Annotated in this window: 14 protein-coding genes; 5 read left to right on the forward strand and 9 right to left on the reverse strand. The window is 65.1% G+C overall.

From position 1 onward, the window contains the following. Nucleotides 1-66 precede the first annotated feature (66 nt). From HNQ95_RS00245 to HNQ95_RS00275, 7 genes are all read right to left on the reverse strand, one after another. The gene (locus HNQ95_RS00245) at nt 67-1089 is read right to left on the reverse strand and encodes an amino acid ABC transporter substrate-binding protein (RefSeq protein WP_182573218.1); all 1023 of its coding nucleotides are present in this window, start codon (nt 1087-1089) and stop codon (nt 67-69) included. Between the two features lie 198 nt (nt 1090-1287). Beyond that, nucleotides 1288-1734, reverse strand: coding sequence for a universal stress protein (locus HNQ95_RS00250; protein WP_067960192.1), 447 nt, complete (start codon nt 1732-1734; stop codon nt 1288-1290). 159 nt (nt 1735-1893) lie between these two features. Next, nucleotides 1894-4194, reverse strand: coding sequence for a right-handed parallel beta-helix repeat-containing protein (locus HNQ95_RS00255; RefSeq protein ID WP_083948546.1), 2301 nt, complete (start codon nt 4192-4194; stop codon nt 1894-1896). 149 nt (nt 4195-4343) lie between these two features. Further along, nucleotides 4344-5516, reverse strand: coding sequence for a Gfo/Idh/MocA family protein (locus HNQ95_RS00260; protein ID WP_067960186.1), 1173 nt, complete (start codon nt 5514-5516; stop codon nt 4344-4346). A gap of 93 nt (nt 5517-5609) precedes the next feature. After that, on the reverse strand, nt 5610-6668 hold the full coding sequence (locus tag HNQ95_RS00265; protein WP_067966312.1) for a sugar phosphate isomerase/epimerase family protein: 1059 nt from the start codon (nt 6666-6668) through the stop codon (nt 5610-5612). A 94-nt stretch (nt 6669-6762) separates the two neighbouring features. Beyond that, nucleotides 6763-7017, reverse strand: coding sequence for a DUF2087 domain-containing protein (locus HNQ95_RS00270; RefSeq protein WP_067960183.1), 255 nt, complete (start codon nt 7015-7017; stop codon nt 6763-6765). Further along, the gene (locus HNQ95_RS00275) at nt 7014-8315 is read right to left on the reverse strand and encodes an amidase (RefSeq protein ID WP_067966311.1); all 1302 of its coding nucleotides are present in this window, start codon (nt 8313-8315) and stop codon (nt 7014-7016) included. The genes HNQ95_RS00270 and HNQ95_RS00275 overlap by 4 nt, the downstream gene beginning before the upstream one ends. Nucleotides 8316-8450: 135 nt before the next feature. Here HNQ95_RS00275 and HNQ95_RS00280 point away from each other — a divergent pair, with 135 nt between their 5' ends. Together HNQ95_RS00280 and HNQ95_RS00285 are read left to right on the forward strand one after the other, a co-directional pair. Beyond that, the gene (locus tag HNQ95_RS00280) at nt 8451-9551 is read left to right on the forward strand and encodes an NADH:flavin oxidoreductase/NADH oxidase (protein WP_067960180.1); all 1101 of its coding nucleotides are present in this window, start codon (nt 8451-8453) and stop codon (nt 9549-9551) included. A 119-nt stretch (nt 9552-9670) separates the two neighbouring features. Beyond that, nucleotides 9671-10729 (forward strand): M14 family metallopeptidase, encoded by a 1059-nt coding sequence (locus HNQ95_RS00285; protein WP_067960177.1) that lies wholly within the window; start codon nt 9671-9673, stop codon nt 10727-10729. 68 nt (nt 10730-10797) lie between these two features. On the opposite strand, the gene HNQ95_RS00290 is transcribed toward HNQ95_RS00285, so the two are convergent. Then, nucleotides 10798-11214, reverse strand: a complete 417-nt coding sequence (locus HNQ95_RS00290) for a DUF1801 domain-containing protein (protein WP_246340504.1) — start codon at nt 11212-11214, stop codon at nt 10798-10800. Nucleotides 11215-11310: 96 nt separating this feature from the next. Next, nucleotides 11311-12630: an NAD(P)H-dependent oxidoreductase gene (locus tag HNQ95_RS00295; protein WP_067960175.1), complete on the reverse strand. Its 1320-nt coding sequence runs from the start codon at nt 12628-12630 to the stop codon at nt 11311-11313. Between the two features lie 304 nt (nt 12631-12934). On the opposite strand from HNQ95_RS00295, the gene HNQ95_RS00300 reads away from it, so the two are divergent. The 3 genes from HNQ95_RS00300 to HNQ95_RS00310 all read left to right on the forward strand — a co-directional run bounded on the left by HNQ95_RS00300 (nt 12935) and on the right by HNQ95_RS00310 (nt 15068). Further along, a complete protein-coding gene (locus HNQ95_RS00300) occupies nt 12935-14014 on the forward strand; it encodes a WD40/YVTN/BNR-like repeat-containing protein (protein WP_067960172.1) in 1080 nt (359 codons plus the stop codon). Between the two features lie 9 nt (nt 14015-14023). Further along, a complete protein-coding gene (locus HNQ95_RS00305; protein ID WP_182573219.1) occupies nt 14024-14332 on the forward strand; it encodes a MoaD/ThiS family protein in 309 nt (102 codons plus the stop codon). 79 nt (nt 14333-14411) lie between these two features. After that, nucleotides 14412-15068 (forward strand): SH3 domain-containing protein, encoded by a 657-nt coding sequence (locus tag HNQ95_RS00310; RefSeq protein WP_067960166.1) that lies wholly within the window; start codon nt 14412-14414, stop codon nt 15066-15068. Nucleotides 15069-15076 lie beyond the last annotated feature (8 nt).

Below are 15076 nucleotides of genomic sequence, written 5' to 3' on the forward strand. Positions count from 1 at the left end.
AGATTGCTGGAGCCAGGGGAACAAGAACAAGGTCCGCGCCGGCTGAAGGCGCGGACCTTGCACTTCTTAGCGGACCGGCGGTGCGTAGAGCAGGCCCCCGGCATTCCACTGCGTGTTGGGACCACGCGTCATGCCGAGCTTGGTCTTTTCACCGAGATTGCGGTCAAACACCTCGGCATAGTTGCCGACGCCCTTGATGATGTTGTAGCCCCACTTGCTGTCGAGGCCGAGCATCTTGCCGAGTTCGTCGGCGCCGCCCAGCATGCGCTGGATCTCGGGATCCTCGCGTTTCGCCATCTCGTCGACATTGGCCTGGGTGATGCCCTTCTCCTCGGCGGCCATCAGCATGTAGACCGACCACGAAACGATGTCGCGCCAGTTGGAATCGTTCTGGCGCACGGCGGGCGCCAGCGGCTCCTTGGAGATGGTTTCGGGCAGCAGCACGTAGTCGTCGGGATTGTTGGCGACGGCGCGGATCGAGGCGAGGTCGGAGCGGTCAGACGAGATTGCCTCGCAGCGGCCGGAATAGAACGCGGCGCGATTCTCGTCGGGGCTCTCTAACACCACCAGCTCGAACTTGCCGCCTACAGTGCGGAAGAAGTCGGTCAGGTTCTGCGAGGTGGTGGTGCCGGGCAGCGTGCAGATCGCAGCGTCGGTCAGCTCCTTGGCAGAGGCGACGCCGAGCGACTTGGGCACCAGGAGGCCCTGGCCGTCATAAAACACGGTCGGGCCGAAATCGATGCCGAGCGAGGCTTCGCGCGAGAAGGTCGCCGTCGTCTGGCGCGACAGCACGTCGATCTCGCCCGACTGCAGCGCCTGGAAGCGCGTGTTGATGTTGGTCAGGACGAAGTCGACCTTGTCGGCGTCGCCGAACACGGCAGCCGCGATCGCGCGGCAGATGTCGGCGTCAAAACCCTGCATGCGGCCCTTGTCGTCGGCAGCTGCAAAGCCCGGCGTGCTGAGCGAGACGCCGCAGATCAACTTGCCGCGCGCCTTGACGGTTTCGAGCGTGGTGGCGGACTGCGCCGCGGTCGCGCCCACCATGAGTGCAGCCGTTGCAGCGCAGAGCGCCAGGAATTTACGTTTCATGCTTTCCCTCCCTTGATGTGACCGCAGGCCGCCATGCCACGTCTCCCCCGGCATGGGCGCCGCCCCGGTCGGTCGCGGGGCTATGTATGCATAGATTGTGTACGATTTGGAAGGCTAATGTTGGCCAATATGTATACAATTATTCATGTATGTGGATTGCGCTCCGCCAGACCAGCGGAGCGCGGCAACGAATGTCGCCTAGCGAACGACAAGCACCGGCGTATGGGCGTATTGGACAACTTTGGCCGTCTGGCTGCCCAGCAGCAGGCGGCCCACCCCGCGACGACCATGAGAGGCCATGACGATCAGGTCGCATCCAAGCTTCTGAGCTTTCTCCACGATCGCTTCCGCGGCAGAATCGGCAGTAACCTGAACAAGGTCGGGGGCGATGCCGATTTCGTCGGCGACTTGTCTGGCCGATCCCAGGATTGTCTCGGCAAATTCCTTCTGGCTGGCGTCGTAGCGTCGAATGTCATTGTCCCCTGCAACCCAGCCCGTCACCGTCGTGCCCTGCAGCGGAAATGGCTTTGTCACGATGACGACAGTGGCCTTGCTTCCGATGCTCTTGGCCAGCTTGAGGCCGTGCTCGACACCCTTTTGTGAGATGATCGATCCATCAGTCGCAACAAGAATGTGGCTGTACATGCAATTCCCCTTTCTCGATGCCTTCGAGACAAGGTGTAGCACTCACAGCCGTTTCGGTTTTGACATAGGTCAAATAGCGGTGCAGGTCGCATGACCAAAGTCTGCTCCGGGCCGCGCTCTTTCCGAGGCGAGCGCGTGTAGCCTTCGACGAAGGCCTCCTTACGGCGTGTTTCCACTGACGATGGTGTCGCCTGCCGTTGTCAGAACACCGCTGTTGCCTCGCCCGACGAGGCGATTGTCGCGTACGGCCACGCCGGAGGACCAGACATAAACGCCATGCGGACCAGCTGAAGTCACGGTGTTGTTTTCCACCACCCCGTTGTGGCTGTTGAAGCCTATGGATACGCCATGCGAATTGTTCGGGTTCGTGGTCGTCAGGGTGTTGCCGATGACAGTGTTGGAGGCTGACCCCACCACGGCGACGGTCGTTGCGTTCTCGCCGTTGGTCGTCACTGTGTTTCCTGATATGGTGCTGTTGGCGCCGTAGCGCAGAAGGATGCCGGTAGCGCCGCGCGCGCGCGTCGTCACAGAATTGCCGCTCACCGTCAGGTTGTCGCTTCCTTCGGTCATGATGCCGAAGGCCGCCGTGTTGAGCGACAGGTAGGTATCGTTCGTTGTGTTGGTGGCCACGGTGTTGCCGGCAATGGTGGCGCCGTCGCTGTCGACAAGGCGTATCCCGCGGCTCATGTAATTGTTGGTGGTCACCCTGTTGCCGGAAATTGCGATACCGGCGCTACCAGTGACGTTGATGCCGTTGGCCAGTTCGCCATTGATGGTGATGGTGTTGTTGGCGATCGTCAGGCCGCCGCTGTTGCTGACCGACAGGCCATGGGCCGGGCGCGCCAACGAATGGGCGTCGTTGTAGCCGCTGCCATTGCCATTGGTGGTGATGGTGTTGCCCTCGATACGGCCTGCGACATTGTCGACGACGATGCCGATGCCGCTGGTGCCACTCTGGATGATGGTGGCGCCGCCGATGCTGACCCCGGTGCTGTCGGTGATGGCGATGGCGCTGCCTGTCGCGGCAGTGATGCTGCCGCCCTGAAGGGTGAAGTTCGCTGTGCCGTCGACCCTCACCCCGTTGGCTGCCGAAACGACGGCAACGTCGCGCAGGCTGGCGCCGCTGGCACCTGATATGGCCCAGGAGTTGGCATTCGACGAGGTGTTCTCGACGGAGATCCCGCGCATGGCGCTGTCCGTGGCCATCCTGACCAGGGTGTCGGTGGCCGCACCGGAAATGCGGCCCGCACTGCCCGCTGCTGCATAGTCGACGGCAACGCCGCTGGTCGCGCCCTTGAGCTTGAGGACGGTGCCGCCGCCGACGAGCAACTGCTTGTCGTTGAGGGAAATGGCGCCCGTCGCAGCGAGGTTGCCGTTCAAGAGCACGATGCCTTGGGCCCCGACGCTGTCGAGCGCGGCCTGGAGGGCGGTCTGATCCTGGGTCGTGCCGTCGATCCGCACGACCGAGGTTATGGTCTTGCCGTTCCACGCGTTGACCGCATCTTCGGACGAGGTGAGCGTATCGTACTTCGACCTGGTTCCGTTGCGGGTGGTCGAGACGATATCGACGTCGCGCACCACCGTGTCGGTCATGCGCCGTTCCATGTAGGAAAGCGGCTCGCGCCCGGCGGATGAGGCTGCCTGCAGGGGAATGCGCAGCCGCGCCTGGGTGATCCACTGCTCGCCGCGGACATCGTCATGCTGGAAGGTCAGCCCGGCGGTCAGCTTCACGCCGGGAAGATCGATGAAGTCTGCGGCGGTGAATTCGAGCCGCGCGCGTGGGCCGGCAATCGCCTCCACGTCGGAGCCGCCGAAATAATAGCCGCCGACGAAGGCGCGCATGTCGAAGCCCGAATCCGGCTCGAACACCGGCAGCCTGATGCCGATCTCGGCGTCGGCGCCGGCCAGCGCCTTCTCGACCCTGTAGCTGGTGGTTGTCGTCTGCACCGCCTGGTGTTGGATCGCCAGCGACGTGCCGGTCAGCACGGCCTGGCTGCTCCAGGGACCAACTGTCGCGGTCGCGCCGAGGTCCATTCGCCGCTCGGTCTCGCCGACCGGCAGGTAGGCGTTGGCGCGCAGATCGAAGACCTCGCCCAGGGCCTCAGCGCCGAGCGTCAGCTGATGGAAATTGTTGCCATAGGGCGAGCGGCGGATGTCGTAATAGCCATAGGCTCCCAGGTTCCAGCCGGACGGCAGCATGTGCCTGATGCCGAGGCCGAAGTTGCCCTCGACGGAATCGTTGTTGTCGAACTTGCCGCGCAGATCGGTGAAGACAAGCGTGTCGCTGTTCTGGAGCAGCGGAACGAACAGGTTCATCTCACCGAGTGAACGGCCCTTGCCGAACTGCCCGCCGGTTTCGACCCACGGGCCCCAGCGCTTGGCCAGGAGGTCTTCCGCGTGAGCTGATGAAACGGCGCAGATCGCCAACAGGGACGCGGAAAGGGCCCATCTCGAATGCATGAATGGCTGTCCAGCAGATGCAAGGAACTGCTGGTTGCCACGCGCCGCAGAGCGCGGCTAGCCGGTTGGAAAGATGGTACCAAAGTTGGTTCGGGAGCATTGCCAGCCGGTTGGGTCGGCAATGTCCCCAGATTGACCAGAGCCTGTCCCTAAAGCTTCGTCCACGCGGCGTTCTTCTTCGACGAGCGCACGCAGGCTTCGACGAATGCCACGCCCTCAACCCCATCCTGCACCGTCGGGTAGATGACGTCCTTGGCCGGCTTGCCGCGTTTCTTGCGCGCGGCGCGGATGGCACGGGCGGCTTCCTGGTAGATGTTGGCGAAACCTTCGAGATAGCCTTCCGGGTGGCCGGACGGCACGCGGGTGACGCGGGCTGCGGCGAGGCCAGCGCCAACGCCGCCGCGGGTGATCAGCTGCTTGGGCTGACCGAAGGGCGTGTACCAGAGGTAGTTCGGATCGGCCTGCACCCATTCGATGCCGCCCTTGGAGCCATAGACACGCAGCTTGAGCCCGTTCTCGTGGCCCGGCGCCACCTGGCTTGCCCAGATCATGCCCTTGGCGCCGCCCTTGAAGCGCAGCATGACGTTGACGTTGTCGTCAAGCAGCCGGCCCGACACGAAGGCGTCGAGATCGGCCGACAGGCTGTCGAGCTCCAGGCCGGAGACGAAGCGGGCGAGATTGTAGGCATGGGTGCCGATGTCGCCGGTGGCGCCGCCGACGCCCGACTGTTTCGGATCGGCGCGCCAGGAGGCCTGCTTCTGGCCGGTCGCGGCGAGATCTTCGGTCAGCCAGTCCTGTGGGTATTCGGCCTGGACGACCCTGATGTCGCCGAGCTGGCCCTTGGCGACCATCTCGCGCGCCTGCCGGATCATCGGATAGCCGGTGTAGTTGTGGGTAAGAACGAAGACCTTGCCGGTCTTCTCGACGAGTGCCGCGAGCTTCTTCGCCTCGGCAAGCGTCGCCGTCAGCGGCTTGTCGCAGATGACGTGGATGCCGGCTTCGAGGAAGGCTTTGGCGGCGGGATAGTGTACGTTGTTCGGCGTGACGATGGCCACCGCCTCGATGCCGTCGGGCCGTTTCGCCTCGGCCTTGGCCATCTCGGCATAGGAGGTGTAGCTGCGCTCGGGATCGAGGCCGATCTCGGCGGCGGAGGCCTTGGCGCGCTCCGGATTGGACGACAGCGCGCCTGCGACAAGCTGGAAATCGCCGTCCATGCGGGCGGCGATGCGGTGGACTGCACCGATGAAGGCGCCCTGCCCGCCACCGACCATGCCGTAGCGGATCGGGCCGGCCGACTTGTCACCGCGTCCTTCGATTGTCATGCTTTCCTCCTGGTTGTTCCCCGACTGCGCTCCACGCCCTCTCTGTCCGGCCGGACAGAGGAGGTGCTGTCCCTCGGCACCTCCGGTGTCCGCTTACTCGATCCCCATCATCTTCCGCAGCGTCGCCGGGTCGCTCGTCCCGCCGGCGAAATCGTCGAACGCCTTGTCGGTGACGCGGATGATGTGGCTTTCGATGAATGGCGCCCCTTCGGCAGCGCCGTCTTCCGGATGCTTGAGGCAGCATTCCCATTCGAGCACCGCCCAGCTGTCGTAGCCATACTGCGCGAGCCTGGAGAAAATGCCGGTGAAATCGACCTGGCCGTCGCCCAGCGAGCGGAAGCGCCCGGCGCGGCCGAGCCAGCCCTGGTAGCCGGAGTAAACGCCCTGGCGGCCGTCGGGATTGAACTCGGCGTCCTTGACGTGAAACGCCTTGATGCGCTCGTGGTAGATGTCGATGAAGGCGAGATAGTCCAGCTGCTGCAACAGGAAATGCGACGGGTCGTAGTTGATGTTGCAACGCTTGTGGCCGCCGACGGCGTCGAGGAACATCTCGAAGGTGGCGCCATCGAAGGCGTCCTCGCCCGGATGCAGCTCGAAGCAGAGGTCGACGCCAGCCTCGTCATAGGCGTCGAGAATGGGCGTCCAGCGCTTGCCGAGCTCGGCGAAGGCCTCTTCGATCAGGCCGGCGGGCCGCTGCGGCCAAGGGTAGAGATAGGGAAACGCCAGCGCGCCGGTGAAGGAGACGCAGGCCGTGAGCCCGAGATTCTGCGATGCTTTGGCTGCGAGCTTCATCTGCTCGCCCGCCCATTGCTGGCGCGCCTTGGCATTGCCGCGGACCGCATCGGGCGCAAAGCCGTCGAACTGCGCGTCATAGGCCGGGTGCACCGCCACCAGTTGCCCCTGCAGATGGGTCGACAATTCGGTGATCTCGACACCCGCATCGGCGCAGATGCCCTTGATCTCGTCGCAATAGGTTTTCGACGTCGCAGCCTTCTGAAGATCGAACAGGCGCGCGTCGGGCGTCGGGATCTGCACCCCCTTGTAGCCGAGACCACCTGCCCACGATGTAATCGATTTCAATGAATTGAACGGCGCAGCGTCGCCGGCGAACTGGGCGAGGAAGATCGCGGGACCCTTCATTGTCGATGGCATGGCAAACTCCTCGTCCGATTCCGGCCTGCAACGTTGTAGCGGCCAGATGACCATTATTCAGGCCAGCTCCGCAAGAGGCCAGCAAACCCCCGACTTAACGGGCATCGGCACGGCGATAGATGGCGGTGACAGGGTTGCGCGAAAAGCGCCCGCTCTCGAACAATTCGCGCCTCAAAAGGGCCCCGTCGCCGAAGCTGTGGTAGCGCTTGAGGACGTCGTTGACCTCGCGCTCGCTGTAGTCGCGTCCGGTCTCGAATTTTGCGACGAGGAAATCGAGCACCACCAGCCGGTCGGCGGCCTTGGCCGGCCAGCGCGTGACGACGCCGTCGTCGGTGATCAAACCGGTCATGGCCTATCCCTAAGCAGTGCCTCGACGGCAAGGCCAGCGGAAAGCAGTCGGCGGTCGTGGCCATGGCGCGCCATCAGCATCAGGCCGGACGGCAGCGCCGTACCGGCCATCGGCAGCGACAGGGCGCAGAGGTCGAACTGGTTGGCGACCTGGGTATTGCGCAACAACAGCCCCTCGATGCGGTTGGCGTGCGCAAGGTCGGCCAGCATGTCTGACATCGGCTGTGCCGGCACGGGCGTCGTCGGCAGCACGACGAGATCATGCGCAGACAGCCGCGCGTCCATGGCGGCGGCAAGCTCGACGCGGCGGTTCATCGTCCTGATGTAGCTGACCGCCGGAACCTGCATGGCGCGGCCAAGCGCGCCGCTGACATTGGGGTCGATGGGCACAGACGCACCATTGGCCAGCCAGTCGGCGTGGATCGAGGCCCCCTCGATCGCAGCGATGGTGCCTGTCCGCGTCGCGGCGCGGAAATCGGCCAACAGGTCGTCGATCTGGCAGTCGCCGATCACCGCACCGGCAGCCGAAAGCAGGTGCAGCGCGCGCTCGAAGCTGGCCGCCAGGCCGGGCGCCATCTCGTCGAGCAGGCGGCCACGCGGGATGGCGAGGCGCAGGCCGGCGAGCGACAGCGGTGGCAGCGAAAAATGCTCCTTGCCTGACATGACCGCATCGGTGGCGATGCATTGCGCCACTGTGTTGGCGAGCGGGCCGATGGAATCGAGCGACGGCGACAGCGGGAACGCGCCATCAAGCGGAATGCGCCGTGCCGTCGGCTTGAAGCCGACGACACCGTTGAGGGCGGCGGGCACCCTGACCGAGCCGCCGGTGTCCGAGCCGATCGAAATGTCGGAGCTGCCTTCGGCGACCGAGACTGCGGCGCCCGAGGACGAGCCGCCCGGGATCAGCCTGGAATCGGCGGCGTTGCCCGGCGTGCCGTAATGCGGATTGATGCCGAGCGCGGTGAAGGCGAACTCGGTCATATGGGTCTTGCCGATGATGACAGCACCGGCGCGGCGCAAGCGCTTGACCACCAGCGCGTCGTCCCGTGCCGATTCGGCATCGCGCCGCAGCACCGAACCGGCCAGCGTCGGCTCACCAGTGACGTCGAACAGGTCCTTGATCGAGACGATTGTGCCATCCAGTGGCCCGAGCATCAGCCCTGCCCGGCGGCGCGCATCAGCGGCATCGGCGGCGGCGCGCGACACATCGGCATAGAGCTTCATGAAGACGCGTTCTTCACCAGCGCGCGCAGCAAGCCGCGAAAGGATCGCCTCCAGCCGGTCCCTGGTCGTGGTCATCCACCCCTCCGATTCGCCATTGCCGCCGTTGGGCCGCGGCAGGGTCGCGACTGTTAGCACGGTCTGGCCCCATGCAACACGGTTGCCCGCCCCGTCAAACATCTTACAGTCGCCTTACCAAGCCCAGGAGCCGTCATGACCGCCCATCTGTTTTCGCCGATCAAGCTCGGCACGCTCGATTTCCCCAACCGCATCGCGGTTGCGCCGATGTGCCAGTATTCCGCCGACGACGGCTCCGCGACCGACTGGCACCTGCAGCACTGGATGAACCTCGCCATGTCCGGCGCAGGCATGGTCACCGTCGAGATGACTGATGTCGAACGGCGCGGCCGCATCAGCCATGGCTGCATGGGGCTCTATTCCGATGCCAACGAAGCGGCTGCGAAACGCGCCCTCGACGCAGCGCGGCGGGTGGCGACGCCAGGTGCGAAGTTCGGCGTGCAGCTTGCGCACGCCGGCCGCAAGGCCTCCAATCACAGGCCATGGGACGGCTCGGGCCCGCTCAAGCCGGAAGAGGATGCATGGCCTGTGGTGTCATGCTCGGCGCTTGCCTATGCCGATGGCTGGCAGGTGCCGCATGCGCTTGATGAAGACGAGATCGAGCAGACCATCGGCCATTTCGTCCAGGCGGCGCAGCGGGCCGAACGCGCCGGCTTCGACTTCATCGAGCTGCATTCGGCGCATGGCTATCTGCTGCACCAGTTCCTGTCGCCGCTGTCCAACCACCGCAGCGACCGCTGGGGCGGTTCGCTCGAAAACCGCATGCGCTTTGCCATGACGATCGCCCGCCGCGTCAAGGAAGCGGTGCCAAGCCTGATGCTCGGCGCCCGCATGTCTTTGACCGACTGGGTCGATGGCGGCTTCACCCTCGAGGAGGCGATCGAAGTCGCCAAGGCCTGTCGTGAGGCGGGCGTCGCTTACCTATGCTGTTCGAGCGGCGGTAATTCCCCACACCAGAGCCTGCGTACCGGCCCCGGCTACCAGGTCCACCTCGCCGAGGCGGTGAAGAAGGCGACGGGCATCCCGGTCCGCGCCGTCGGCATGATCGACCAGCCTGAGCAGGCCGATGCCATAATCCGCGAGGGCCAGGCCGACATGGTGGCGCTGGGCCGCGCATTGCTCGCCGATCCGCGCTGGCCGTGGCGTGCCGCAGCCAGGCTCGGCCACGAGTTCCATCCTGCCCCGCAGTTGGCCCGCTCGGCGGCGCTGATGAAGCAATGGGGCTCGGCGGCCTGAGGAGTGGCGACACGTCTGGAGCTGCGGCTGCGGCGCGCTGGACCATGACTCACCACCACGGCTCTGGTGAATCACCAGCCGAGCGGTTAGGCAGCAGTCGAAGCATCGAGGGACATGGCATGGAAAAATCGGTCGAGACGATCAGGGGCGACAGCGAGGGCATCGCCTACGAATTTGCGCTCTACCGCATTTCGGGCACCTCGTCCGAAGCGCCCTCAGCCTACATCCAGGCGGCCCTGCATGGCGACGAACTCCCCGGCGTCGTCGCCATCGACGCGCTGATGCCAAAACTGCGCAAGGCGGAAAACGAAGGCCGCGTGCGTGGCAACGTCACAATCGTGCCGCGCGCCAACCCGATCGGCGCCAATCAGTTGCTGTTCGGGGCGTCGCAAGGCCGCTTCGACCTCGGCACACGCGTCAACTACAATCGCGATTTCCCGTTGCTCGACAGGCCCGACACCGCGCTGTTGCCGGGTGACGAGGTACCAATGTCGTCGGACCGGCGGCTGAAGGCGCGCCTGCTCAAGCTGTCGCTTGGCCACGACATCGTGCTCGACCTGCATTGCGATGACGAGGGTGTCGCCTATCTCTACGTGCCCGACGAACTGTGGCCGGCGATGGCCGATTGCGCCGCGAATATGGGCGTCGACGCTGTCATCCTGTGGAGCGGCCAATCGGGCTCGTCGTTCGACGAGGCCTCGCTGCACCCCTATCTCAAGATGCCGCGCAAGGAAGCACGGCTCGAAAGCCGCGTCGTCACGACAGTCGAGTATCGCGGCGTCTCCGATGTCTATGCCACCGTTGCCGAAGCCGACGCACAAGGCCTTTATCGCCTGCTTGTGGCGCGCGGCGTGATCGAGGACACCTGGATCGAGACCCAAAAGACGTTCGCCGGGGTGGTCGCGCCGATCGACCATATCGAGATGGTGCCCGCTCCTTGCGCCGGTGCCATCCTCTACCACGTCAATCCGGGCGACACCGTCAAGGCGGGAGCCCATATCGCGACGATCGTGCGCGCGGCCGGTGAGGACGGCGGCAGGGTCGAGGTGCTGGCACCGCAGGACGGATTCATCCTCACCCGCCGCTCGCACCGCGCCACGCGCGCCGGCGACGACCTCGTCAAACTGGTCGGAGTGGCCCCCAGCAGCGATGCGCGAACAGGCGCGCTGGAGGCGTAACCTAAGCTGGCGAGCCGAAATGCAAGCAGGCAGCGGACCAAGGAGCCCAGCCCGCCGAAGCGGGCGCCTCAGCCGCTCTTTGCCTTCTTCGGCGCACGGGCGGCCTTGACCGACATGTTCAGCGCCACCGCTGCCTGAACCAGCGCCTTCAGTGCCGTTTCATCGAGCGTGTCGCCCTCATGGATGTCGATGGCGCGGCGGGTGTTGCCATCGAGGCTGGAGTTGAACAGGCCTGACGGGTCCTCGAGCGACGCGCCCTTGGCAAAGGTCAGCTTGACCACGCTCTTGTAGGTCTCGCCGGTGCAGATGATACCGGCGTGCTCCCAGACGGGAACGCCCCGCCACTTCCACTCCTCGACCACTTCGGGGGCGGCCTGTTTGATCAAGGCGCGGACGTGGGCAAGCGCCTCGCCGCGCCAGTCGCCCAGGTCCTTGATCCGTGCATCGATCAGTTGCGAGGGCGTCGCGCCCGAGTTGCTGTCCATGGTCATCTCCTCATTTCCATGATCGTCGTCCGCGATCTGGGCGTCCGCCAACGCCCAGATCGCGAGCTTCGCTCGCCTGCCGGCCAGCTCGTTGCCTTATGCCCCGTAAACCAGCCTGTCCTGCCTCGCGCGCAGCTCGGCGATCTTGGAGCCTGGCGCGACTGATGCATTGGCAGTGGTGATCAGCTCGCCCTTCTTGATCGGGGCCGTCACCGTGCCGCCCTGCAGCAGGCCGCAGGGGATGGCTTTGGCCGCACGGGCCTCGCCCGCCGTCATGATCCAGGCGCGGTAGGTGTATTCGCCGATGGCATCGAGCGCGTCGCCGGGCGCAAGATCCTTCTTGGCCACCGCACAGACGTCGGCCACCGGCTTGGCCAGCGGCACCATGTCGGCCTTGCCGTAAAGCACCACGCGGGCACAGGTCAGCGGCACCTCGAGCGAGGTCAGGTGATAGGGCCGGTGGAAGGTGAAATACGGGCCATGGCCCATCTTCAAATCTTCCATGCGCTCGCGGATCCGCGGATGCGACATGTCGGCGATGACGAACACGCCGGGGGCAACCCCCTTGCCGATCGAATAGTCGACGACGCCGACCTTGGAGAGAACACCGCCGTCCTTCTCCGGGACCAGCACCTTGTTGAGCTCCGGCAAGGTCGCGGCCGGGCCGTGCATGCCGGCCTTGTCCGGCACCAGACCGGTGGCATTGGCGATCGCCGCCATCTCGACCATGGTCTTGGAGCCGTCGACGAACTCGACAAGCATACGCACGTTCATGTTGCGGCGGGCCGCTTCCTCGGCATAGTCGTGCGGCACCGCGTCGATGTTGAGCGGGTTGTTCTTGCCCTTGCCGGCAGCGACGATGGTGTGGCCCATCGCCGAGACGAACTCGATCAGCTCCATGCAGGACGACGGCTCGTCGCCGGCGCCGAGCGAATAGGTGACGCCAAGCCTGTCGGCCTCTGACTTTAGATAGGCACCGATGGTGACGTCGGCCTCGACATTCATCATCACCAGATGCTTGCCATGCTCCATGGCGCGCAGGCCGATCTCGGCGCCGACGGCAGGAACGCCCGTCGCATCGATGACGACGTCGATCAGGCCGCTGTTGAGGATCAGGTCGGCATCGTTGGTGACCGCGACCTTGCCGGCCTCGATGGCTTCGTTCAGCGCCGAACCGGAGGCAACTTCGCGGGCGTGACCCTTCTCCTGATAGGCGATGTCGACGGCGCGATGCGCGTTGGGCAGGTTGAGCTCGGAGATCGCGCCGACCTCGATGCCGGGCATGTGCGCCACCCGGGCGACGATGTCGGTGCCCATCTCGCCCGAGCCGATCAGGCCAATGCGGATCGGCTTGCCGGACTTGCCACGCTCGGCAAGATCCCGCGCCAAGCCGACAGGGGCTACGTTGATGGTCATCCGATGGTTCCTCCCGAGCACGCTGATATGTCCAACCTAAAGCGCGACGGGTATTGAATTATGGCGCCCTGTCAACTCGAATGTCGCCGGCACAGTCTGGGCTGCCGTTTGTCAGGAGCATGGCAGCTCAATCTGGCCTGCCTGCCGCTTTGCCGCTATGGTCGGCTGTCTTTGTCAGCATCTGGATCATCCCCGGGAGGAGCCGGGATCCCGAGCCGGCATTGCCGGGAAAAGCCAGTGTTTGAAATGCGATAGCAGCCGATCCGGAATCGATCCCTGAAGATCGGCACTGCGGGAGGAGAACATGGCAGAGAAAGTGCTTGTCCTGCTCGGCACCAAGAAAGGTGCCTTCATCGCCGAAAGCAATGCGGCACGGCAGAGCTGGAAACTGCGCGGACCGTTCTGCGAGACCTGGCCGATGAACCATGTCGTCGCCGACCAGTCGACCGGCACCATCTGGGGCGCCGGCGGCAATGAGTGGTTTGGGCCGGCGGTGTGGAAGTCGACCGATCTCGGCGAGACCTGGACGCATTCGTCGGAGGGGCTCGCATATGCCGAGGGCGAAGAGCCGATCAAGGCGGTGTGGAGCCTCGCCAAGGGTAATGGCAGCCTTTATGCCGGCGTGCAGCCGGCCGGCCTGTTCCGCAGCGACGATTCCGGCCAGAGCTGGCAGCACATAGACGGCTTGCAGCAACACCCGTCCCGGCCACATTGGAACCCCGGCGGCGCCGGCCTCATCCTGCATTCGCTGGTACTCGATCCCGACGACCAGGACCGCATCTGGATCGGCATTTCGGCGGCCGGCGTGTTCTACACTGGCGATGGCGGCGCGACCTGGGAGCCGCGCAATCTCGGCACCCGCGCCGATTTCATGCCCGAGGGCGAAAACTACCCAGAATTCGGCCAGTGCGTGCACAATCTGGTGATGGCGCCGGGCATGCCCGACCGGCTCTACCAGCAGAACCATTGCGGCATGTACCGGTCAGACGATGGCGGCAAGCGCTGGGTGAGCATCGAAAAAGGCCTGCCCTCGACCTTCGGCTTTCCGGCCGCGGCGCACCCGCGCGATCCCGAAACGCTCTATCTCGTGCCGCTCAACGGCGACAGCGCCGGCCGCTACGTGCCCGACGCCAAGGCCGCCGTCTGGCGGACGCGCAACGGCGGCCGAGAGTGGCAGGCGATGCGCAACGGCCTGCCGCAGGAAAACGCCTATATCGGCGTGTTGCGCCAGGCGATGGCAACCGACAGGCTCGACCCCGCCGGCGTCTATTTCGGCACCAGTTCGGGCGCGCTGTTTGCCAGTGCCGACGAAGGTGAGAGTTGGGTCAACGTCACCCAGCACCTGCCGGCAATCCTGTCGGTCGAAACGCTGGTCGTAGACTGAGCGGCGGCCGTGGACAACAGCCCTGCCCCGGAAAGCCGAAAAGCAGCGCTCGCCACCGTCGTGGTGCGCCTGCCCGGAGTGCTGGTCGATCTGTTTCCGGGTGCTTCGAGGCGCGTCGAAGTTCCGGCTGAAACCGTCCGCGATATGGTCGACGAGCTCGACAGCCGTTGGCCCGGTATGCGCGACCGCATCTGCGACAGCCGCCCGGCGATCCGCAAGCATATGAACGTCTTTGTCGAAGGCGAACGCGCCACGCTGACAACCAGGCTCAAGCCCGGTGTCGAAGTCTTCGTATTGACGGCGATCAGCGGCGATTAGGGCTTCCGTCGAAATTGGATTACTCTGTGCCGGCACATCGGCTAACATCCCCAAGCTATTGATCCAGCGGGGATACCAGATGCGGAAACTCGGTCTTCTCTTTGCAGTGATGCTGACCTTTGCGCCTGCCGTGCCGCAGGTCGTGGCAGCCCAGGAGCGCATGGAAACGCTGCGCATGCGCCCTGGTGCTACGCAGACGACGGTGCGCGGCATTGTCTTCGGCCCGATCAGCGCCTCCTACCGGCTCGAGGCGCGAGCCGGCCAGCGCATGAGCCTCGACCTCAATTCGCGCAACACCTTCCTCTATTTCAACGTGCTCGACCCGCGCGGCCGCGCCATAGCGCGTGAGCAGACGCGGTGGGACGGACGCCTGCCCGCCTCCGGCCTCTACACCATCCAGATCTATTTGGTGCGTGCCGAAGCGCGGCGCAATCGGCCCGCCCCCTTCTCGCTCAGCGTCTCGATCTTCGGCCGCGGTGGCGAGCCCGGCCCGGGCCCGAACCCGGGTCCTGGCCCCGGGCCCGATCCGCGCTCCTGGCGTGTCGTCGGCGTGACGCCCAACGACGTGCTCAACATGCGCTCGACGCCTTCGCCGCGCGGTTTCTTGATCGCCGAAATCCCGTTTGATGCCAGCGGCCTGCGCAATCTCGGCTGCCAGGATCGCCAGAGCTGGTGCAAGGTGCGCTATCGCGGCCAGGAAGGCTGGGTTAACGGCCGCTTCCTGCGCCCGGAATAAGATCAGTC

Source organism: Aminobacter ciceronei (assembly GCF_014138625.1).
Lineage (GTDB): Bacteria > Pseudomonadota > Alphaproteobacteria > Rhizobiales > Rhizobiaceae > Aminobacter > Aminobacter ciceronei.